The 18,436-nt window shown below is 60.3% G+C and carries 20 protein-coding genes and 2 tRNA genes; 8 read left to right on the top strand and 14 right to left on the bottom strand.

Annotated elements, in window-relative coordinates; genetic code table 11:
* Positions 1-67 precede the first annotated feature (67 nt).
* Positions 68-1,045 carry a flavin reductase gene (locus tag JAO85_RS14080; protein ID WP_003071341.1) on the bottom strand — a complete coding sequence of 326 codons (978 nt, stop codon included), beginning with the start codon at positions 1,043-1,045 and terminating at the stop codon, positions 68-70.
* Between the two features lie 288 nt (positions 1,046-1,333).
* Here JAO85_RS14080 and JAO85_RS14075 point away from each other — a divergent pair, with 288 nt between their 5' ends.
* From JAO85_RS14075 to JAO85_RS14040, 8 genes are all read left to right on the top strand, one after another.
* Entirely contained in the window at positions 1,334-2,521 is a 1,188-nt protein-coding gene (locus JAO85_RS14075) for an acyl-CoA dehydrogenase family protein (protein ID WP_045840125.1), read from the top strand.
* Between the two features lie 104 nt (positions 2,522-2,625).
* Complete coding sequence (locus JAO85_RS14070) at positions 2,626-4,356, top strand: FAD-dependent oxidoreductase (RefSeq protein ID WP_039049276.1); 1,731 nt, start codon at positions 2,626-2,628, stop codon at positions 4,354-4,356.
* A 15-nt stretch (positions 4,357-4,371) separates the two neighbouring features.
* Complete coding sequence (locus JAO85_RS14065) at positions 4,372-6,108, top strand: FAD-binding protein (protein WP_039049277.1); 1,737 nt, start codon at positions 4,372-4,374, stop codon at positions 6,106-6,108.
* A gap of 83 nt (positions 6,109-6,191) precedes the next feature.
* Positions 6,192-7,259: a ferredoxin--NADP reductase gene (locus JAO85_RS14060; protein WP_012837543.1), complete on the top strand. Its 1,068-nt coding sequence runs from the start codon at positions 6,192-6,194 to the stop codon at positions 7,257-7,259.
* Positions 7,260-7,262: 3 nt separating this feature from the next.
* The gene (locus JAO85_RS14055; protein ID WP_039049278.1) at positions 7,263-8,885 is read left to right on the top strand and encodes a FadD3 family acyl-CoA ligase; all 1,623 of its coding nucleotides are present in this window, start codon (positions 7,263-7,265) and stop codon (positions 8,883-8,885) included.
* Positions 8,886-8,984: 99 nt separating this feature from the next.
* Positions 8,985-9,060 (top strand) — tRNA-Gly (locus tag JAO85_RS14050).
* 99 nt (positions 9,061-9,159) lie between these two features.
* Positions 9,160-9,248, top strand: a tRNA-Leu gene (locus JAO85_RS14045).
* 161 nt (positions 9,249-9,409) lie between these two features.
* Positions 9,410-10,423: a site-specific integrase gene (locus tag JAO85_RS14040; protein ID WP_202788331.1), complete on the top strand. Its 1,014-nt coding sequence runs from the start codon at positions 9,410-9,412 to the stop codon at positions 10,421-10,423.
* Here the strand turns inward: JAO85_RS14040 and JAO85_RS14035 are convergent.
* The 13 genes from JAO85_RS14035 to JAO85_RS13975 all read right to left on the bottom strand — a co-directional run bounded on the left by JAO85_RS14035 (position 10,420) and on the right by JAO85_RS13975 (position 18,436).
* The gene (locus JAO85_RS14035) at positions 10,420-10,653 is read right to left on the bottom strand and encodes an AlpA family transcriptional regulator (RefSeq protein WP_202788330.1); all 234 of its coding nucleotides are present in this window, start codon (positions 10,651-10,653) and stop codon (positions 10,420-10,422) included. The two genes, JAO85_RS14040 and JAO85_RS14035, sit on opposite strands and share 4 nt — an antisense overlap.
* A 101-nt stretch (positions 10,654-10,754) precedes the next feature.
* The gene (locus JAO85_RS14030; protein ID WP_202788329.1) at positions 10,755-11,117 is read right to left on the bottom strand and encodes a hypothetical protein; all 363 of its coding nucleotides are present in this window, start codon (positions 11,115-11,117) and stop codon (positions 10,755-10,757) included.
* Positions 11,114-11,398, bottom strand: coding sequence for a hypothetical protein (locus JAO85_RS14025; protein ID WP_202788328.1), 285 nt, complete (start codon positions 11,396-11,398; stop codon positions 11,114-11,116). The genes JAO85_RS14030 and JAO85_RS14025 overlap by 4 nt, the downstream gene beginning before the upstream one ends.
* Positions 11,395-11,904, bottom strand: coding sequence for a class I SAM-dependent methyltransferase (locus tag JAO85_RS14020; RefSeq protein ID WP_202788384.1), 510 nt, complete (start codon positions 11,902-11,904; stop codon positions 11,395-11,397). Before JAO85_RS14020 ends, JAO85_RS14025 begins: the two co-directional genes overlap by 4 nt.
* 2 nt (positions 11,905-11,906) lie before the next feature.
* Positions 11,907-12,425 carry an HNH endonuclease gene (locus tag JAO85_RS14015; RefSeq protein ID WP_202788327.1) on the bottom strand — a complete coding sequence of 173 codons (519 nt, stop codon included), beginning with the start codon at positions 12,423-12,425 and terminating at the stop codon, positions 11,907-11,909.
* A complete protein-coding gene (locus JAO85_RS14010; RefSeq protein WP_202788326.1) occupies positions 12,418-13,557 on the bottom strand; it encodes a hypothetical protein in 1,140 nt (379 codons plus the stop codon). The genes JAO85_RS14015 and JAO85_RS14010 overlap by 8 nt, the downstream gene beginning before the upstream one ends.
* Positions 13,558-13,617: 60 nt before the next feature.
* Positions 13,618-13,956, bottom strand: coding sequence for a hypothetical protein (locus JAO85_RS14005; protein WP_202788324.1), 339 nt, complete (start codon positions 13,954-13,956; stop codon positions 13,618-13,620).
* Positions 13,953-14,627 (bottom strand): hypothetical protein, encoded by a 675-nt coding sequence (locus tag JAO85_RS14000; protein WP_202788323.1) that lies wholly within the window; start codon positions 14,625-14,627, stop codon positions 13,953-13,955. Before JAO85_RS14000 ends, JAO85_RS14005 begins: the two co-directional genes overlap by 4 nt.
* 69 nt (positions 14,628-14,696) lie before the next feature.
* Positions 14,697-16,493, bottom strand: a complete 1,797-nt coding sequence (locus JAO85_RS13995) for an endonuclease (RefSeq protein ID WP_237734843.1) — start codon at positions 16,491-16,493, stop codon at positions 14,697-14,699.
* 2 nt (positions 16,494-16,495) lie between these two features.
* On the bottom strand, positions 16,496-17,446 hold the full coding sequence (locus tag JAO85_RS13990; RefSeq protein ID WP_202788321.1) for a recombinase RecT: 951 nt from the start codon (positions 17,444-17,446) through the stop codon (positions 16,496-16,498).
* A 158-nt stretch (positions 17,447-17,604) separates the two neighbouring features.
* Positions 17,605-17,943 (bottom strand): hypothetical protein, encoded by a 339-nt coding sequence (locus JAO85_RS13985; RefSeq protein WP_202788320.1) that lies wholly within the window; start codon positions 17,941-17,943, stop codon positions 17,605-17,607.
* Positions 17,940-18,194 carry a hypothetical protein gene (locus JAO85_RS13980; RefSeq protein ID WP_202788319.1) on the bottom strand — a complete coding sequence of 85 codons (255 nt, stop codon included), beginning with the start codon at positions 18,192-18,194 and terminating at the stop codon, positions 17,940-17,942. The genes JAO85_RS13985 and JAO85_RS13980 overlap by 4 nt, the downstream gene beginning before the upstream one ends.
* A complete protein-coding gene (locus JAO85_RS13975; protein WP_034375368.1) occupies positions 18,194-18,436 on the bottom strand; it encodes a hypothetical protein in 243 nt (80 codons plus the stop codon). The genes JAO85_RS13980 and JAO85_RS13975 overlap by 1 nt, the downstream gene beginning before the upstream one ends.

Below are 18,436 nucleotides of genomic sequence, written 5' to 3'. Positions count from 1 at the left end.
TGCTTGGAGTGGATAGGCGAAGGCTGTCTCCTGCCTTCGGGTGAGAAATCTTGGATGACGAGGCTTATCAAGCCCTGGCTTGCCAGAGCTTGGGCAGGCCGGGATCGGTGGCGGCAATCGCCTTTTTGAGCAGATTGCGCAGCGTGGCTGCTTCCATCTCGCCAAGGCTTGCTATCAAATCGGTTTCCACGGCTTTGGCTGCGGCCAGCACACGCAAGATGGCTTCGTTGCCCAGGGGCGTGAGTTGCAGCGACTCGGCGCGCTCGCGGCTCTCTTCCACCCAGCCCTTGCTGATCAGCGACTGCAGGGCCACGGCTCCGATGTCGGTGCCGGTGTAGGCCATGTGAGACGCAATTTCGGCAGGCGACTGGGGCTGCTGGATACTCAGCAGCGAGAGCACGTAAAAATCGGCATCGGTCATGCCGTAAGCCGCCATGGGCTTGCGCAAGCCGCTCAGGAATTGAAAGTGCGCGCGGCCCATCAAATATCCGATCAGGTTTTCCGAGTAGGCAGTATTGGTGTCTGCGGCCGGTTCGCTGGCTACGGCGTTGGCTTTGCGTGAAGCCAGGGCGTAACCGCCGGTCACGTAGAGCAGGGGAGGGTGTGGGTTGGCGTCGTAGTCGGTCACCTCGCCCACAAAGATGATGTGGTCGCCGCCGTCATACTGAAATGCCGTCTTGCACCTGAAGCGCGCGCTGCAGTCCTGCAGCAGCGGGGCATGGGCTGCCTCGGAGTCCAGTGGCAGGCCGGAGAACTTGTCTTCGCCAGCACGGGCAAAGCGGTTCGACAGGGCTTCTTGCTCGTTGGAGAGGATGTGCACATTCCAGGTGTCGGCGTTCTGGAATACAGGCAGGCTGCGGGCGTTCTTGGCCAGGCTCCACAAAACCATGGGGGGCTCCAGCGAAACCGAGTTGAAGCTGTTGGCGGTGATTCCTACAGGCTCGCCATTCTCTGCACGGGTGGTGACGATGGTGACCCCGGTGCCAAACATGCCCAGGGCGCGGCGAAAGTCTTTGGGGTCGAAGGTTGCTGCAGTGCTTTGCATGGGGTGAATGTCTCCTTGGTGCAAGAGTGCTGCGAACAGGGCTTTTATGAATCCTTCACATGGACTAGCAGCGCAAAACAGGGCTTGGTGTTTGTCCTAGGCTCCGTGTTTTTGCTGTGCGGGATCAGGCTTTGGAGAAGTCCGCAAACGCCTGTTTCATCGTTAGTCTGATCGGACGATGAACGGAAAATTGCATGGTGAGAGCATTTCTGTCATAGGCGAAAAGGCCTTGCCCACCACACCACAAGCCGTCCGGTGGAGCGGCAACTGGAGACCTGAATGAACACAATGACAGATAACTACCTCACCCCTGATGCGCTGGCCGTGATCGAGCGTGCCAAGGCCCTGGCGCCCAAGCTGGCGGCGCGCGCGCAGCAGGCGGATCGCGAAGGAAAGATCAGCGACGAAACCGTTCAGGAGATGGCTGAGGCGGGTCTGTTCCGTGTGCTGCAGCCCAAGCGCTGGGGTGGCTATGAAATGGATCCCCGTGTGTTCTACAGCGTGCAGATGGAGCTGGCCAAGGGCTGCATGTCCACGGCCTGGATTTACGGGGTGGTCGGCGTTCACCCCTGGCAGCTGGCGCTCTTCCCCGACCAGGCCCAGCAGGATGTGTGGGGCAAGGATAACGGCGTGCGCATCGCCTCGACCTATATGCCTACTGGCAAGGCCGAGCCCGTGGAAGGCGGATTCAGGTTCAATGGTCGCTGGAGCTTTTCCACCGGCTCCAAGCATTGCGACTGGCTGTTTCTCGGCGGTCTGCTGCCCAAGCGTGATGGCACGCCTGGCCTGGAGCATGTGACTTTTCTGGTGCCCAAGGCGGACTACCGCATTGAGGACAACTGGGATGTGCTGGGCCTGCGCGGTACAGGCAGTCATGACATCGTGGTGGAAAACGCGTTTGTCCCGGCACATCGCATCCAGTACACCAACGACCACAGCGATGTGGGCTGCCCCGGCCGCATGGAAAACACCAGCTGGCTGTTCCGCATCCCCTTTACCCATGTGTTCCAGCGTGCTGTGTCCACCGCCTGCCTGGGCGCGCTGGAAAGCGCCATCGCGTCGTTCACCGAGCGCGCGACGGCGCACGTTGGAAAGCATGGCAACAGGATGGCCGAGGACGTGAACGCCCAGACGGCCGTGACCGAAGCCACGATTGCGCTGGACCAGCTCAAGATGGTGCTGTTCCGCAATTACGCACGCATTGTGGATGCGGCCAAGACTGGTATTCAGCTGACGCTGGAAGAGCGTCTGCTGCAGCGTGCTCAGGCGTCATACGTTCCCAAGCTGACGGGCTTTCATGCCAATGAGCTGATGCGTGCCTGCGCAGCCAGCGGTACTTTCAAGAACAATCCCATCGAGCGCATCTTCCGCGACATCCATCAGGGACGTACCCACATTGCGAACAACACGGATGCCTATGTGCGCGCCTATGGCTCGCATGTGCTGGGCATTCCCAACCAGGAACCCTTTGTCTGATTGAATTCAGGCCAGGCTGCGGCAGCGCTCTCACAACGGAGGCTGCCGCCAGCGTGTATTTGCGACAGTCCATCCATAGAACAAAAGATTGACGGAGACAAGGTATGGCAGAACAAGAATATGACCTGATCGTCGTGGGGTCGGGGGCAGGTGCCATGTTGGGCGCCATTCGCGCGCAGGAGCAGGGCCTCAAGACTCTGGTGGTGGAGAAGACAGAGCTGTTCGGCGGCACTTCGGCCCTGTCGGGGGGCGGCATCTGGATTCCGCTCAATTACGATCAGAAGACCGCTGGCATCAAGGACGATCTGGAAACCGCATTTGGCTATATGAAGCGCTGTGTGCGCGGCATGGCGACGGACGACCGCGTGCTGGCCTATGTGGAAACCGCCAGCAAGATGGCCGAGTACCTGCGCCAGATCGGCATCCCTTATCGCGCCATGGCCAAGTATGCGGATTACTACCCCCATATCGAAGGCTCCAGGCCCGGCGGCCGCACCATGGATCCGGTTGACTTCAATGCCGCCAGGCTGGGCCTGGCGGCGCTGGAAACCATGCGCCCCGGCCCTCCCGGCAACCAGTTGTTCGGCCGCATGAGCATCAGTGCCTTCGAGGCGCATTCCATGCTCTCGCGCGAGCTCAAGTCGCGCTTCACCATCCTGGGCATCATGCTCAAGTATTTTCTGGACTATCCCTGGCGCAACAAGACCAGGCGCGATCGTCGCATGACGGGCGGCCAGGCGCTGGTGGCAGGCCTGCTGACTGCTGCCAACAAGGTCGGTGTCGAGATGTGGCGCAACTCTCCGCTCAAGGAGCTGGTGCAGGATGCATCGGGCCGTGTGACGGGTGTCATCGTTGAAAGGAATGGTCAGCGCCAGCAGATCAACGCCAGACGTGGCGTGTTGTTGGGTGCTGGTGGCTTTGAGCGCAATCAGGAGATGCGCGACCAGTATCTGAACAAGCCCACCAAGGCAGAGTGGACGGCCACTCCAGTGGGAGGCAATACCGGCGATGCTCACCGGGCCGGTCAGGCCGTGGGCGCGCAGCTGGCGCTGATGGACTGGTCCTGGGGCGTGCCCACCATGGATGTTCCCAAGGAGCCGGCCTTTCGCGGCATTTTCGTGGAGCGCTCGCTGCCGGGGTGCATGGTGGTCAACAGCAGGGGGCAGCGCTTTCTCAACGAGTCCGGCCCTTATCCGGAGTTTCAGCAGGCCATGCTGGCCGAACATGCCAAGGGCAATGGCGGCGTGCCTGCATGGATTGTGTTCGACGCCAGCTTCCGCGCGCAAAACCCCATGGGGCCGCTGATGCCTGGCTCGGCCGTGCCGGACAGCAAGGTGCGCAAGAGCTGGCTGAACAATGTCTACTGGAGGGGCGAGACGCTGGAAGATCTGGCGCGCCAGATCGGCGTGGACGCTGCAGGCCTGCAGGACAGTGCGCGCCGCATGACCGAATACGCCAGAGCTGGCAAGGATCTGGACTTTGACCGCGGCGGCAATGTGTTTGACCGCTACTACGGCGATCCGCGTCTCAAGAATCCCAACCTCGGCCCCATCGAGAAAGGTCCGTTCTACGCCATGCGCCTGTGGCCCGGCGAGATCGGCACCAAGGGAGGGCTGCTTACCGATAGAGAGGGGCGTGTGCTCGACACGCAAGGCAGGATCATCGAGGGGCTGTACTGCGTGGGCAATAACTCCGCCTCCGTCATGGGGCCGGCCTACGCCGGCGCTGGTTCCACCCTGGGGCCTGCCATGACTTTTGCCTTTCGCGCCGTGGCCGACATGCTAGGCAAACCCTTGCCGCTTGAGAACCCGCATCTGCTGGGCAAGACGGTTTGATCAGGAGGCGCGGAAATGTCCAATTTCAAAAAGCATGTCAGCACCATCAATCCTGTGGGTGCAGTCTTGGATGTGCGGTCGGCCGATGAGGTTCAGTGGTCCGATGCCAGCGATGTGGTGGTGGTCGGCTGGGGAGGCGCTGGTGCCAGTGCAGCGATTGAGGCGCGCGAGCAGGGGGCCGAAGTTCTGGTGATAGACCGCTTCAGCGGCGGTGGTGCCAGTGTGCTGTCGGGTGGTGTGGTCTATGCCGGTGGCGGTACCAGGTACCAGAAGGAGGCGGGCTTCGAGGACTCACCCGAAGCCATGACTGCCTACCTCAAGCATGAGGTCAATGGTGTGGTCAGTGACGAGACACTGGCTCGCTTCAGCCGCGACAGCGTGGCCAACCTGAATTGGCTGGAAAAGCAGGGCGCTACCTTTGCGTCGACCATGCCTGCGTACAAGACCTCCTATCCGACCGATGGCCTGTATCTGTACTACTCGGGCAACGAGGTGGTGCCCGCCTACGGCAACCCGCAACTGGTCAAGAAGCCCGCTCCGCGCGGTCATCGCGTGGTGGCCAAGGGGCAGTCGGGAGCGACGTTCTTTGCCGCGCTGCAAAAATCCACATTGGCGCACGGAGCCCGCACATTGACGCAGGCCCGCGTCCAGCGCCTGGTGCGCGAGAAGGACAGTGGCCGTGTATTGGGCGTGGAGGTGATGGTGTTGCCCGAAGGCGATCCACGTACCGAACGCCACAAGAAGCTCGATGAGCTGGTGGCCAAGTGGCGTTTGTATCAGGCACCACGTGCCCAGGCGGGTCGTCGTGAAGCTGCGCAGATCGAAAGCGAGATCGGCGAGAAGCGCTACATCCGTGCTCGCAAAGGTGTGGTGCTGTCCACTGGCGGCTATATCTTCAATTCGGAGTTGCTGGAACGGCATGCGCCGGCTTACAAGCCCGGCTGGCTGACCGGCGCTGCGGGTTGCGATGGCTCTGGTCTGCGCCTCGGGCAATCCGTGGGAGGGATCGCTCAGGATCTGAACAATATCTCGGCCTGGCGCTTCATCACGCCACCCTCGGTCTGGCCCAAGGGTCTGGTGGTCAACACCAAAGGCGAGCGTTTCTGCAATGAACAGGTCTACGGTGCCAAGCTCGGCTACGAGATGATGGAGAAGCAGGGGGGACAGGCTTGGCTCATCATTGATAGCAAGCTGCGCAGGCAGGCTGCGTGGCAGTGCCTGTTTGGCGGTTTGTGGGCCTTCCAGTCCATGCCCGCGCTGGCGCTGATGTACAAGGTCGCGATCAAGGGCAAATCTGTCGCCGATCTGGCCAAAAAGCTTCGCATGGATGCAACAGTGCTGCAGCTCCAGTTCGATCGCGCCAATGCCGCTGCACGCGGTGAGATCGAAGACCCGTTGGGCAAGTCCCAGGACATGCGCCATGAGTTCAAGGGCGGCTCGCTGTTTGCCATCGATATCTCCATCAACCAGAAGATGTTCCCGCTGGCCGTCCTGAGTCTGGGGGGCCTCAAGGTCAACGAGGACAACGGTGCAGTGATTGACGGTGCCGGCTATGACATTCCCGGGCTGTATGCCGCGGGGCGCACCGCCATTGGTGTGGCTTCCTCGCGTTATGTGAGCGGCTTGTCCCTGGCCGACTGCGTGTTCTCGGGCCGCCGAGCGGGCAAGGCGGCTGCACTGGAAGGGGGCGAGCCCCCTGCTGCCAAGGCAGTGTGTCCGCAGGCAAGCGCTGTGGAGAGCGTCAGTTCCTGACCCCGTGGATTGGGGACGATCTTGTGCCGGGGCGCCAGTGCAAGGTTGCACAAAAAGAGTGAGTGAGTAAGGGGTAAGAAGAAATGAGCAGTGAAGCCACAACAACCGCGTCGCGGTATCACCCGCTGCGCGTGCGCGCGGTGATTGACGAGACGCACGATACCAAGTCAATTGTGTTCGAGGTGCCAGAGGCTCTGGCTGAGCAATTCAGCTATCGTCCCGGCCAGTTTCTGACTCTGCGACTGCCTATCGAGGGCCGCTATGTGCCTCGCTGCTACTCCATGTCCAGTGCCCCGATGCTCGACGATGCCTTGCGGGTGACTGTCAAGCGCGTCGACAAGGGACGAGGCTCCAACTGGGTTTGCGACAGGGTTCAGGTGGGTGACTCCATCGAGCTGATGCCACCATCGGGCCTGTTTTCGCCCCGGAATCTGTCTCAGAATTTTTTGCTGCTGGCCGGTGGCAGCGGAATCACACCGGTGTTCTCCATCTTGCGCACCGTACTCAAGCAGCATCAGGGCAATGTGGTGCTGTTCTATGCCAACCGCGATGAGCGCTCGGTGATCTTCAAGAAGGACCTGCAGCAGCTGGCGGCCGAGTATCCGGATCGCCTGCAGGTCATTCACTGGCTGGACTCTGTGCAAGGCGCGCCTTCGCAGAAGCAGCTCGCAGCCTGGGCCACGCCCTGGGTGGCCGATGCAGGCCAGGCCTTTATCTGCGGGCCGGGTCCCTTCATGGATGCCGCGCAGGCCGCGATGATCGAGGCCGGCATGCCTGCCGAGCAGGTACATGTGGAGCGCTTTGTCTCTCTGCCTGACGAGGAGACTCTGCAACTGATGCAGGAGGCAACTGCTCCCGTGGAGGCTGCTGTCGACCAGGCACTGGTGCAGCTGCGTCTGGACGGCGAGGAATACGAATTCAACTGCAGTGGCACGGAGACCATTCTGGAGGCCGGACTGCGCGCCGGCATCAATGTGCCCTACTCCTGCCAGGCCGGCATGTGCGCATCCTGCATGTGCCAGGTGCAGGACGGCAGCGTACATCTGCGACACAACGAAGTGCTGGATGCCAAGGATCTGTCCAAGAAGTGGACGCTGGCCTGTCAATCCGTGCCCACCAGCGAAAAGCTGCGCGTCAAATTTCCGGAGTAACTTATGTCGAATACCAACCAGAACGCGATGCCCGAGTCTTCGCTGACCTTGCCCGGCATGCTGGCTGACGTGGTCAGCCGCTTTGCCGACCGCGCGGCGATTGTCGAAAACGGCAAATCCATCAGCTATGCCCAGCTGCAGCAGCTGAGCCGCCTGGCCGCACGTGCCTTGATGAGTCTGGGCGTGCAGGCTGGCGACCGTGTGGCTCTGTGGGCACCGAATCTCAGCGAGTGGATCGTTGCCGCCTGCGGTGTGCATGCTGCGGGCGGCGTGCTGGTGCCCTTGAACACCCGCATGAAGGGCGCCGAGGCTGCCGATATTCTCGAACGCAGCCGTGCCAGGGTGCTGGTGTGCGTGGGCGACTTCCTGAACAACTACTACCCGGATCTGCTGAACGGCCTGCGTCCTGTCACACTGCAGCAGGTGGTGGTACTCGGTGACAAGGTGCTGCCCAGCGCGGATATGAACTGGGCGCAGTTCATGGCCAGGGCCGATGACACGACTGCCGAAGCCCAGCAGCAGCGTGAAGCCCGGATAAAACCTGACGATACGGCCGATCTGATGTTCACTTCCGGCACCACGGGACGCCCCAAGGGAGTGATGTGCGCGCACCGCCCGACGATCCTGGCTTTCAAGGCCTGGTCGGATGTGGTGGGTTTGACCGAAGGCAGCCGATACCTGATCGTCAATCCGTTCTTTCACACCTTTGGCTACAAGGCCGGCTGGGTGGCAGCCTTGCTGCAGGGCTCTACCGTCTATCCCGAGCAGGTATTTGATGCGCAAGCCATCTTGCATCGCATCGAGAGCGACCGTATCAGCTTCCTGCCCGGGCCGCCCACTCTGTTTCTGTCCATGCTGGCGCATCCGGGGCTCAAGAATTTCGATCTGAGCTCGCTGAAGTCCTCCGTGACCGGTGCTTCCACGGTACCTCCCATTCTCATCAAGCGCATGCGCGAGGAGCTGGGCATCATGAATGTCACCACGGCCTACGGCCTGACGGAGTGCGGTGGTTGTGCCACGCTCTGCGAGCCCTCCGACAATGTGGAAACCGTGGCCAATACCTGTGGCAAGGCCCTGCCGGGGACCGAGGTGCGCTGTGTGGACGAGCAAGGGCAGCCTGTTGCCCCAGGTGAAGCGGGTGAGGTGCTGCTGCGCGGCTACCACATCATGCAGGGCTACTTCGAGGATGAGAAGGCCACGGCAGAAACCATTGATGCCGATGGCTGGTTGCATACAGGCGATGTGGGAGTGCTTGACGAGCGCGGCTATCTGCGTATTACCGATCGCCTCAAGGATATGTTCATCGTGGGCGGCTTCAACTGCTACCCTGCGGAAATCGAGCGCATGCTGTCCAACCACCCCGAGGTGGCACAGGTTGCCGTGGTCGGGGTGGCCGACGAGCGCATGGGCGAGGTAGGCTGTGCCTGCGTGGTGACACGCAACGGCGTTACACTGGACCAGGAGGCCTTCATCGCCTGGTGCCGCGCCAATATGGCCAACTACAAGGTGCCGCGCTTTGTCCTCCAGCTCGATGGCCTGCCCGTCAACGCATCCAACAAGGTGCAAAAGCGCGATCTGCTGCAGATCGTCAAGGGCAGGCTTGAGTCTGTACCTCAGCCTGCCTGAACAGGGCTATCTGAAAAAGCCACGCGGTTTTCGAAAACCGGCTCAAAATCGTGGCTATAATTCGAGTCTGCTCTGTAAGGTGAACGGCTTTGCAGAAATGCGGGAATAGCTCAGTTGGTAGAGCGATACCTTGCCAAGGTATAGGTCGACGGTTCGAACCCGTTTTCCCGCTCCAGATTTTGAAAAGGGAAGCAAAAGCTTCCCTTTTTTATTGCTTTGGTCGCATGGCTGATGCAATACTTCTCGCTGGCGCCCGGCGCTGGTTGTGAAGTGGGCCCCGATGGTGAAATTGGTAGACACTGCAGACTTAAAATCTGCCGCTTTTAACGAAGCGTACCGGTTCGATTCCGGTTCGGGGCACCAACATATCTCAGCGTTTTAACGAAAGTTAACGCTCAACAGTGAAAACCGTGAAGAATCAACGATTCACGGATACCATCTAACCCGTTTTAACAACCTGTGTTGAATGTCCGTGATCTTCACTTCACGGAATTTGCACAGGTGAATTCACGGATCAGACTTAGATGGCAACCCCGAAGAAGACCGACGAGGGAACTTGGCGCGTCCAGATGCAAGTCAACGGAGAGCGCGTCGGCGGCACATTCCCCACCAAGCGCGAGGCGGACGACTGGATAGCACGCACTCGGATGGAGCTCAAAACCCAAGCCCAGGGAAAGACTGGCACCATCAAGACCTTGCAGCAGGCCATGCTTCGCTATGGGGAAGAGATCTCCCCCACCAAGCGCGGCGGGGATAAAGAGGTGATCCGGATCAATGCCATCCTTAGGCATGACGTTTTCCCCGCGAAGGTGAAGATGTCTGACCTGACGCCGGATCACTTTGCAGCATGGCGCGATGCCCGGCTAAAGGTGGTTGCTCGCGGTTCTGTGCTTCGGGACATGAATCTGCTTTCCTCGATCATGACTACGGCTCGCCGGGAATGGCGGTGGATCAATGCAAACCCGCTGAGCGATGTTCGCCGGCCTGCCGAGCCTGATCACCGTGAAGTGGTGATTTCACGCGCGCAGATTGCCAAGATGCTTCGGGCGCTGGCCTATGGTCCTGGGTCTATTCGGTCAGTGCAGCAGGCGGTCGGCATGGCCTTCGCCATGGCGCTGTGCACAGGGATGCGGGCCGGGGAATTGTGTAACTTGAAGTGGGAGGATGTGCGAGAGGATCATGTGATCCTGCACATCACCAAGAATGGGAAGCGCCGTGAAGTGCCGCTGAGTTCACGGGCAAAGATGCTCATCTCCAGGCTGCGCGGCTGGGACGATGAAAAGGTATTCGGCATCACAGCTCAGACGCTGGATGCGATGTTCCGGAAATACCGGGCCCGCGCTGGGCTTGAAGGGTTCACCTTCCATGACAGCCGTCATACGGCTGCCACGATGATTGCTGGCCGGATGCGTAGCGGCAACGTTCCGGCCCAGCAGGCTGTTATGGATCTATGCAAGATGTTCGGCTGGTCGCGCATGGATCAGGCCCTGGTCTACTACAACCCCAAGGCGGGGGACATTGCCGCCCGTCTGGGTTAAGCCTTCTTCTTGCTCTCCCATTCCAGCACATCGGCCAGGAGCCACTTTCCATCGTTGCATGGCTCTGGGAAGTCGCCGCGCCGCACCATGGCCATAATGGTCTGTCGGCAGCGGCCAACTCGCTCTGTCACCTGCGCGGTGGTGAGGCGCTCGCCCTTGGACTGGGCCATCATGATGACAGCACTGGTCAGTCGGGCGACTTCTTGTTCCAGTCGTTCGATTGTGGTCATGTCGTTCTCCAAAAGCAAAACCCCGCATCAGCGGGGCTCAGGGTGGTTGATTGGTCCGCGCCATCTGTCGCGCTTGTCGCCTCGGTCGCAGGCTCGCTTGCTCATAGTTCGCGGTTCCTCACATCGATTACCGGCGCCACCTTGGCCTTGGCCGTTCTGATGCGCGCCTTCAGGCGGGCCTCTTCCTTTTTTAAGGACTCAACTCCATCCCTGAGGTCATTCAGGCTTTTTTGAACATATTTGTGGTCTTCCCAGGCGCGCTGTAAGCGAGTGACTTCCTTTTGCAGAAAGTCGAATGGATCGAATACCTGGTCGCAAGCAGCGCAGCGCACGGTGCGGCTGTGATCGTCCAGGGAGATCTTTTTGTGTTCGCAGAAGTTGTGCCAATTCTTATTGGCTGTGAGCGTCTGCTCCGGGAGCTCAGTCCCGGGGAACTTCCTGATGTTGGAGTCCGGGGTGCTCATGCTTGGCCTTTCTGCGCCTGGGCGCGCTGTGCACGTGCCCAATTGGCCATTACGCCAGCTTGAGCCACTTCCAGAGTTCTTTCGTTGAGCAGAACGGTGGCGTTGCAGCTGATGTTTGTGCACCAGATACGGGCTTGGTAAATCGTGAATCCCCCGAACCCTGCGTTATTCACGCTGGATCGCATGAGGGCCGTGCTCCCACAAAACGGGCATACGGGTATGACGCCGGTGTGGGATGCAATCTTGAGTTCCAGTTCGTTGGGCGGCAGGTCTTCTTTCACTGCTGCGCTCCTTCCTTGGCTGCTGCCTTCATGAATACAAGCCAGTGAGTCATTCCCGAGCGTCCTGATACCTGCCCGTAAAGTGGCCGCTCCGGTGTAAGTGCCAGAACCTCTTTGACTTTCACCTGGGTTTCGTTCCACTTGAACACCAGCGTTCCATGTGGCCGCAAAACCCGAAAACACTCTGCGAAGCCAGCGCGCAGGTCTTCGCGCCAATCTGGCCCGAGCTTCCCGTATTTCGCGGCAAGCCAACTTTTTGGCCCAGCGCGTTCAAGGTGTGGCGGATCGAACGCGACATGCCAAAACGATTCATCCGGGAACGGCATGTCGCGAAAGTCCATCAAGAAGTCGGGTTCAATCACCAGCGTGCGCGTGCCATCTTCATGGTGCGTGCGGTCGGTGACCGTCAAAGTCTCGCTTCGCTGGTCAGAGAACAATGCGCGCTGGTCTTGCTTGTCGAACCACATCATTCGACTGCCGCAGCAGGCATCAAGTACGGTTGGCATGTTCATTCACTCTCCCCCTTTGCTGCCGCGATAGCGGCTCCCTGGCACCTGTGGAATGCGAACTCTCCGTGGAGCATGTCCGCTGCGAGTTGGTAAAACTCGCTCGCTTCCGCTGGGGTGTTGAATGTTCCAAGATGTCGTCGCTTATTTCCAAGGCTTATGGATGCCTTGAACCTTCCGGACGGATGCGAGATGCATACACCGCGAGGAAGATCGATCTTCCTTTTTGCTGCGCGGCCATTCTGGTTGTTTTGAGAGCGGTTGGCCTCCCTGAGGTTTGAGAATCTGTTGTTCAGCTTGTCGCCATCAACATGGTCGATGCTAGTGACTGGCATTTTTCCTGTCATATAGAGCCATGCCAGACGATGAACCGCATAGGACTTGTCATCAATCTTCATCCTCATGTATCCATGGTGAGAAAGAGTCCCAGCCTTTGTCCCATTCTTGCGAGTGAACAATCCGGTCTCTGGGTCATAGCTGGCTATAGACCTCAGTTTTTCCGCTGTGATCTGTTTACCCATTTGCATCTCCTGATGCCTGCGCCTTGCGAGGCGTGTCGGTCATTTCGTAATCGTTGACACCATGGCGTAGCCAAGACGCTCCGCAGACGCAGTGCACCTCGTCTGCCACCGCCTGCGCGGGAAGTCCGGTAGCAGTAGCCAGCAGGGCGTAAGGCTTCAGCTGGTAGTCGCAGGTTTCTGTGAAATCGGGGTGATCTTCAATCGGCTGCACATCGCACTGCACACTGCGCCCCAATACCAATCCCCACTTGAGGCTCTCCACTTCATCAGGCCACCCATCGGGCGATTCCTCGCGGTAGTAGCCAAGAGCCGATTCGCAAGCCTTTATCGCTTCGGCCTCGGTTTCATGGAATTCGACACCGCTGTCGCTGTCGTAGGAGAAATAGGGCAGATTCGCCACGCCATCAGGCTCAGGCAGCACCACTGGCGCGGCTGCCGCCGAGGTTTCCTGTGCCTCAATGACCGCTTCACGGGCGATCAAGTGCAACTCATCGCCTGTCACAAGCATGGCCTCGGGCCAGTCTTCAGGGCTGCTGCGGTCGCCCAACTCGGCCACGCGCTGGCAAATGGCCGTGGCGATAGCGTCTGCGGTCTTCACTTCGCCAATCAAGCGGTGGGCCAGTTCCTCGCGCGATTCGGTAGCTGCCGGGGTGGCGGCAAGCGCGTCCTGAGACTTGCGGAACATGATTTGCAGACCAGCAAGCTGCTCGCGCAATATGGTGTTGTCGCGCACCATCCCCGAAGGATCGGCATTTGTTTCCAGCGCGTGGATGTAGGCGCGCAGAGGGTCAGGCAGCGCGTTGACGTTCTCCACAGTGGGCGTCCACCCATCAGGCACTGCCACGGCTGCGGGCGCTGCATGGCTTTCTACGCGCGGCTTTCCGTCGCGCAACCAACTCGCCAGGGCGCATGCAAAGTCTGCTGCCAGTGTCTTGGTGATGTAGTTGCCGAAGTCATGGCGTTGCATGATGTTGGAGAAGTACCACGACACATAGCCGCGACCACCTGCAGAGGTCTTCAAATTGAACTCTGGAGCGATGGGGCGCGTGGTCTCCCCTGTGACTGCCGCGCTCTCGTGCACAGCCTCTGACAATACGCCGCTGTAGTGGGCGAGGGGGGTCTTGTCTTGCATATAGGTGGCTCCCAGAATGAGAAAAGCCCGCGGCGGCGGGCTGTGATGGGTGACAGAAGCTCAAGCCACTTTGCGCAGCTTGGCCTCCTTGGCAATGAGCCAGACGCGGCCCCGGCTATCTCCCGGGAAGCGCGACATGGTGCGCACCTCCAGCTTGTCGACCTTGTCCTGGCTGGCGATCCACTTGCGCATGGCCGCGCCCAGGGGCTGAACTTCATCAGGCTCACAGGAGAGGCACTGCCCAGGCTTCATCTTGGAGAACAGCTCCGCATACTTGCCTTCGGGGCATGCACGCTGGCCGGGGAAGGGATCGTTCTTGATCGTGATGAGCTCAACGTCGATGCTCTTCACGGTCTTGTGCACCTTGCGGCGCGGCTTGGCTTGGTCGAATGCGTTCACGACTGAGCCTCCGCACTCACAGCAGCTGCAAACGCATCCTCGGGGGTCTGCTGCTTCTCACCACCTTCGTCGTCCTCGATGTCGCGCTGGTCCGGGTTGCCGCCGGTGCTGGGCGTGTCAGGCTTGCCGGCGCGGTAGCCCTTCTTGGCCTGGACCAACTCTGCCGGGGCCAGCAGCTTGATGGAGATTTCGCCTTCGGCGGCCAGGCCGGAGAGCTCGCCGAACAACTCGTTGTCCTGCAGCTCTTCGCCGTTGTACGAGATGGTCCACTTGATGGTGACGCTACCGCCTTCGGAGAGCTCATATTGCAGGTTCGAAACCACCACATCGGTGAAATCAACGTGGTATTCGTCCAGGCCCCAGTCTTGGGTGAGGCGGTAGCCACGGAACTTCAGACCCTTGCCATAGTGGTACAGCAGCGGCAGCTGGGGATGGCGCAGGTTCGGCAGTGGGAAATCCAGGCCGGGGATTTCGTCTTGACCGTCCTTGGCCGCCTTGTTGCAGTAGTGGTGCTCACGCAGGCCTGGCTCAATCACATCCAGCAGCGTGTTCGGGCCGGTCAGAGAGCATGCCAAGTCGATGGCGCGCACCTTTTCTTCGCCGTGTAGCTCGCGGCGGGGATTGGCGTTGGTGATGACGACATTGGTGGGGCTGGTCAGTTCAAAGGCCATGGAATCCTCTTTTCAATGAAAAAGCCTGCTGGTTTAGAGCAGGCTTGCGGTGGTTGCTATTGATGTCGATCAGGCGGTGACTGCCTGCAGTTCGTCGGCCAGCTTGCGGAAGCCCAGGGACAGCAGCAGCGCCAGGCGCTTGGTGCTGGACTCTGTGACCTGCACGGCTCCACGCTCGCGGGTGAACGCAATGCCGTGGTGCTCCAGCGTGGCGGCGCTGATCTTGCCCAGGCCGGCGGCTTCCAGCAGCGTGTTGACCTGGCCCAGCGTCATGACCGGGCTGGTGTCGACTGCTGCAGCGCTGGCCTTGGCCGTGCTGATAGCCTGCTTGGCGTCGATGCCGGCCATGCCTTCCACTGCCTTGTCCTGCACGAGGCCTGCCAGATCGTCGGCCACAGGCGCGGCCAAGTCCCCGGCCTTCTGGGCCTGAGCAATTGCAGCCTTCTCCTGCTGGGCCTGTTCTTCGATGCGCTTGCGCTCTGCCGCTTCAGCTTCGCGTTCCAGCTTGGCGGCTTCTTCCTTGCGGATCTGCTCGCGCTGGGCTTCCAGGCGGGCGGCCTCCTGCTGCTTGTGATTGCCAATACGCAGGGCGGCCAGGGCCTGGAAGTCCTCAGCAGCCTTGGTGCCCACGGTGGCGAAGTCCGCAAACAGAGCAATCCAGTCTCCGTCCTCTTGCATCAGGTGCTTGCGGTTGGCTTCCAGGCGGTCGGCAAGCTGGTTGGCTTCGTGCTTGGCATTGGTCAGGGCCACGGCCACCGCGTCATCCATGTTGGCCAGCGATTTCTTGCCCTTGATCACTTCGCCAAAGCCGCCAGCAACACGTTGCAGCCAGTTGGTCCCAAGGCGCTGATTAAGAGCAATGATGTGCTGATCGAGCTGAGCTTGCGCACCGGTCACAATGGCGGCCCGGCGCGCTTCCTTCTCGGCGGCCACCAGCTTTTCAGTCGCCAAGCGGGCGGTGCGCGCCAAGTTCTTCAAGTCGGCCACGGTGCGACGCATCACCTCTACGTCGCTGATCTGGGCAAGTGCGCCATCTTCAGCGGTGGTCAGAGCGTCCTCGGCCTTCTTGAGCGCCTTGGTTGCAGCCTCCGCATCAGCGAACTCCTGGTCGGTGCTGGGCTTCTTGGGGATTCGGTCAATAAAGGTCCGCAGCGCAGTTCCGAAGTCCTCCAGGTTGCCGCCCACGGTCAAGGCGCCATTCACCTGCACCACAACAGCCGGCAGGCTTTCAACTGGCGTGGCCACTGCTGGTGCCTGACGCTCGTTTGCAGGGTCGTAGGATGCAACATCCTTGGCCAGCTGTACCCAGCCAGCCTTGAGTTGTGCGCGCAGTTCCAGGTTCGGGTAGTACCAGCAATGGCGCTCTTCGATGAACTGATCATCGTCAGTCCATTCACTGGCATGGAACAGCACCTTCTCCAGCGCTGGGTTGACCATGCATTGATGTTCCATCTGGAACTGGTAACACAGGGGGAGATCAGTGCCGGTGCAAGAATCGGTCATCACTTCCCGAAGAGTTGTATTCAGGCGCTTGTGCTCCCAGCCTATGTCATGCATGAAGGTCAAGCCGTCATAGCTGGATGAATCCTCGCCGTTGACACCAACCAACGGAGCCAAGTCTTCGCCCAGAATCGCCTCTGCACGAGGGCGGCACAGGCGCTCAAAGTCATGGCCCTTATCCAGAATACGCTCCTGGACATAACGCGAGAACTCCTTGGGAACGCCCGTCGCCAGTCGAGCAACCAACTCGCGGCGGTGCTCATTGGGACTGCAGCCCATCATGATGGGAGCATCAGAGGCATTGTTGTGCTGGGCACGGTGGGCATGCCATTCAGGGCTGCCCTGCACGAGGTTAACTACTTGCATGGTCATGCTTGCTCCAGTTCTGCCGCGCGGGCATCAAAAATGTCGGTGAGGGTGGCTTGCTGAGACGGGTCAGCAATGGTTTCGATCTGGTTGCCCAGGTCGTACAGCTTGTTCAGGTCGGTGCAGGCCTTGATTTCTGAGGCCAGCTTTTCGGGATCAGGCGCCGTGGTGCTGGTGTCGGCTGCCTGCTGACGCTTTGCCACTTCGTCGCGCAGCTGCTGCTCTTGCTCTGCAGTGACCTTGGCCTTGCTGTTGAGCCAGGCCAGCACATCAGCAAGCGGTTTGCCGGCGGCGATGCCGTCCACCCACTTTTGCAAGCCTGCAGCCCAGCGATCAGCCGGCCATTCAGGCTGAACCACCTCGGCTTGGCCCATGTGGCGCTCGCCTTGGGATGCTGCTGGTGTGGCTGTGGACATGTCCTGCAGCTCTTCAGCGATGGGCATGCCTCGCAACACATCGGGGAACACGTCGCGCAGGGCAAAGGCCCGAGCGCGCATCTGACGCATGCGCTTGGGGTATTGCGTCCACGGGCCTTGTTTTCCAGCGAGGCCGGCCTTGCGGGCATCGTCCATGCTGAAGCTGCGAACCTGCTCCGGCGCTCCCTTGCGCTTGACCCGGCAGAAGGCGGTCTCACCATCATCGTCCTCGGTGACGTACTCGCAGACCGGGCTGGCCATGACCAGGGCAATAACGGCATCACCCCAGAGGGCCGGCCGGCCATTGATCACGGCAAGGTTCTGCAGGGACTGCAGCGGCTTCAGGCCCAGCTCGCTACCCCATTGCATGGCAATCAGGCAGTTTCCCGGCTTGCCCTTGAAGTCCTTGGGCACCAGATCGCTGTCGGCCAGATACTGGGAAAACGTCAGGGCCTGGTCGAAAGTCTGAGGGCTCAGGTCAAACTGGCCGGCGGGCCGCAGAGCTGTCGATTGCTGAGCGGTGAGAGCGTTGCTCATGAATACCTCACTTGGGTGATAGCGGCAAGAAGGGCGGCAGCGCTGCTGGCCACCCACAAAAGAAAAGCCCGGGCGGTACCGGGCTTGGTGTCTGTTTTGCTCATGGCTTCCTGGCTAGTGCGAAGAAGGCGAGAGCGATGAAGAGGAGGGCGAGCGCTTCATTCATGGGGCTGCCCTGTGGCTTTTGCGATGGCGGCGCGCAGGCGCGTTGTTCTGCAATCAGCTTCTCCGCATTCGCATAAGAGGCCCAGCTCTTGAAGAGCCTCTTGGAAGTCCTGGGCGACCTGCAGCAACTCGGGAGCAGCGGCGATCAGTCGGGCGTTGTCTTCAACCGGGTAGCCCTTCTCATCCGTTCTATACCAACCAAAGTATGCGACTGCTATTGGCTTATCGCCAGCAACCGTGCCGCCGCGCTCATAAAGCTCAGACAGTGGCCTGCGCCAGATTCGGCCTTCCTCATCTGCGAACCATGGGCCTTGCGTGTGCTTTGTTGTCATTTCGTCTCCTTGAGGCACATGACCTCTTTTTCATTCAGCCACTCGGCATGCATCCCCGGGCATAGCCACGCGCCGGCGGCGGCTCGCTTGAGCTCGGCGGTCGTGGTGGTTGGTGCGTCTGCCGCCTGGGCGCTGCAGCCGGCCAGGCCGGAACACAGCACGATCAGCAGCAGCATCAGAAACAACAAAGCCCGCGTTGGTGCGGGCTTCTTGCGGCGCGGGAGGCGCTGGAGTTGGATGGGGGAGGGCATCAGGTGGCTCCTTCAGGGTTGGCCCCATCAAACACCTGTTGCACCGCCTTGCCGACAGCAGTCATGCAGGTATCGCAGAGGTCATAGCTTGCGTTATTGCTGGCGACGGCATGGCCGTATGCATCAAGACCATTCCGGAAGATTTCAACCTTGGCCTCAAGACGCCCATTTGATTGATCCCGCTCGTTGCCGCAGCAGTCGCAGATCACGATCGTTCTGGCGGGGATGAGTTTTTTTGCCAT

This window comes from Comamonas sp. NyZ500, from assembly GCF_016772095.1.
In the GTDB taxonomy this organism is placed as follows: domain Bacteria; phylum Pseudomonadota; class Gammaproteobacteria; order Burkholderiales; family Burkholderiaceae_C; genus Comamonas; species Comamonas thiooxydans.
The sequence above is the reverse complement of the archived record's forward strand: the minus strand, read 5'-3'. Positions and strand labels throughout refer to the sequence as shown.

Excerpts from the sequence above, each read along its gene's own strand:
- JAO85_RS14080 (WP_003071341.1), bottom strand. The coding sequence starts at position 1,045 with ATGCAAAGCACTGCAGCAACCTTCGACCCCAAAGACTTTCGCCGCGCC.
- JAO85_RS14075 (WP_045840125.1), top strand. The coding sequence starts at position 1,334 with ATGACAGATAACTACCTCACCCCTGATGCGCTGGCCGTGATCGAGCGT.
- JAO85_RS14070 (WP_039049276.1), top strand. The coding sequence starts at position 2,626 with ATGGCAGAACAAGAATATGACCTGATCGTCGTGGGGTCGGGGGCAGGT.
- JAO85_RS14065 (WP_039049277.1), top strand. The coding sequence starts at position 4,372 with ATGTCCAATTTCAAAAAGCATGTCAGCACCATCAATCCTGTGGGTGCA.
- JAO85_RS14060 (WP_012837543.1), top strand. The coding sequence starts at position 6,192 with ATGAGCAGTGAAGCCACAACAACCGCGTCGCGGTATCACCCGCTGCGC.
- JAO85_RS14055 (WP_039049278.1), top strand. The coding sequence starts at position 7,263 with ATGTCGAATACCAACCAGAACGCGATGCCCGAGTCTTCGCTGACCTTG.
- JAO85_RS14040 (WP_202788331.1), top strand. The coding sequence starts at position 9,410 with ATGGCAACCCCGAAGAAGACCGACGAGGGAACTTGGCGCGTCCAGATG.
- JAO85_RS14035 (WP_202788330.1), bottom strand. The coding sequence starts at position 10,653 with ATGACCACAATCGAACGACTGGAACAAGAAGTCGCCCGACTGACCAGT.
- JAO85_RS14030 (WP_202788329.1), bottom strand. The coding sequence starts at position 11,117 with ATGAGCACCCCGGACTCCAACATCAGGAAGTTCCCCGGGACTGAGCTC.
- JAO85_RS14020 (WP_202788384.1), bottom strand. The coding sequence starts at position 11,904 with ATGCCAACCGTACTTGATGCCTGCTGCGGCAGTCGAATGATGTGGTTC.
- JAO85_RS14015 (WP_202788327.1), bottom strand. The coding sequence starts at position 12,425 with ATGGGTAAACAGATCACAGCGGAAAAACTGAGGTCTATAGCCAGCTAT.
- JAO85_RS14010 (WP_202788326.1), bottom strand. The coding sequence starts at position 13,557 with ATGCAAGACAAGACCCCCCTCGCCCACTACAGCGGCGTATTGTCAGAG.
- JAO85_RS14000 (WP_202788323.1), bottom strand. The coding sequence starts at position 14,627 with ATGGCCTTTGAACTGACCAGCCCCACCAATGTCGTCATCACCAACGCC.
- JAO85_RS13995 (WP_237734843.1), bottom strand. The coding sequence starts at position 16,493 with ATGCAAGTAGTTAACCTCGTGCAGGGCAGCCCTGAATGGCATGCCCAC.
- JAO85_RS13990 (WP_202788321.1), bottom strand. The coding sequence starts at position 17,446 with ATGAGCAACGCTCTCACCGCTCAGCAATCGACAGCTCTGCGGCCCGCC.
- JAO85_RS13985 (WP_202788320.1), bottom strand. The coding sequence starts at position 17,943 with ATGACAACAAAGCACACGCAAGGCCCATGGTTCGCAGATGAGGAAGGC.
- JAO85_RS13980 (WP_202788319.1), bottom strand. The coding sequence starts at position 18,194 with ATGCCCTCCCCCATCCAACTCCAGCGCCTCCCGCGCCGCAAGAAGCCC.
- JAO85_RS13975 (WP_034375368.1), bottom strand. The coding sequence starts at position 18,436 with ATGGCAAAAAAACTCATCCCCGCCAGAACGATCGTGATCTGCGACTGC.